The sequence below is a fragment of the Agathobaculum sp. LCP25S3_E8 genome (assembly GCF_052117165.1).
Taxonomy (GTDB): domain Bacteria; phylum Bacillota; class Clostridia; order Oscillospirales; family Butyricicoccaceae; genus Agathobaculum.
This window is the reverse complement of sequence record NZ_JBQKJR010000147.1, coordinates 1-1,174: the sequence shown is the minus strand read 5'-3', so window position 1 is coordinate 1,174 and position 1,174 is coordinate 1. Positions and strand designations below refer to the sequence as shown.

Sequence of the window (1,174 nt, the reverse complement as noted above, 5' to 3'; positions counted from 1 at the left end):
AGCCAATGAGGAAAACCTTCCTCCGCTGCGCAAGCGCGCACGGTGGGCGCAAAATCCGGCGCAGGTTGCCTAATTGAATTCGTTGGGTGTGCGGTTTTCTTGACTATTCCATTCCGGCTAGACCTGCGCGGTTTCCTGTCGAAGCTTCTCGCTGAAGAAAGGCAATCCATATGAACATTTTTCAATCGCTCTCAAAACTCTCTTGTAAAAAGCTGAATTAGGGTGTATATTATAAAAGGCCTGAGGCTTATACAATAAGCTGAGAGGAAGATATGACCTCTGGCTTTTATACCCGATACGGATAATGCCATTGTAGGAATCACAGCTCGATTTCCGGGGATATCCGTGATGGAATGCGCTTTTTTCCAATTGAATACTAAGGGAGCTTGTGTTACAGGCTGAGAGGAAGGTATGACCTTCGACCGAGAACCTGATTTGGATAATGCCAACGTAGGGATGCCCGATATAGCTATATTGGGAATAACAGCAGTATTTTACGGAAGCTACCAATAAAAGGTGGTTTCCGTTTTTTTATTGCATTTTGGGAGGTATGAATAATGGTAAAAATCAATGGTGGCTTTTGGATATATCCACAAAGACAATCACACAATAGCCATCCAGAATATCCCTCTGGTAAAACCTATCTCCAGTCACTCTGATATGAGCCGGAAGATTACTTTTTACCGTTGAGCTGAAAGTCGAAGTGAAAGCGTTTCTTTGGAGGGAATCCGAAAATGTGGTTAATATGTGCATTGCCACCGTAACTGACAAGTATCAAAAAGAAAAAGTATACAGCAGTGTTTGAAAGCTCACTCCAAGCATTAAAAACAACAAAGTCCGATGGTTTTATTTCATTTGCTATATGCGTCCGTCATAATGCCCAACAGGATGTACACTTTTCATCACCACCGCATTCAATTTCACAAAGGGCTATTCCTGACCGACACCGCAGAGAGAGTAAAGGATTATATTTCGGGTGCTCTTGCTTTGCAACCTCACCTTGGAAAAGGTTATGGGCCGCTGTGCCATGCTTTTGATTTGAATTTTGATTTTTCAAAATAACTTGGAGTAGTACCCTGTAAGTGCAGTCGCAAATTCCCCAAAAATCTGTTAAACTGAACGAACAGAGACGGAGGGGATCGCAATGAAACGTTACAGCAAAGAATTTAAGGAA

At 42.5% G+C, this 1,174-nt stretch carries 1 protein-coding gene and 1 riboswitch; the gene reads right to left on the bottom strand.

Annotated elements, in window-relative coordinates; genetic code table 11:
• Window positions 1-368: 368 nt before the first annotated feature.
• Window positions 369-474, top strand: a riboswitch (TPP riboswitch).
• 397 nt (window positions 475-871) lie between these two features.
• The coding region (locus ACTQ34_RS17975) for a hypothetical protein (RefSeq protein ID WP_441364965.1) at window positions 872-1,174 on the bottom strand (303 nt) is incomplete at its 5' end.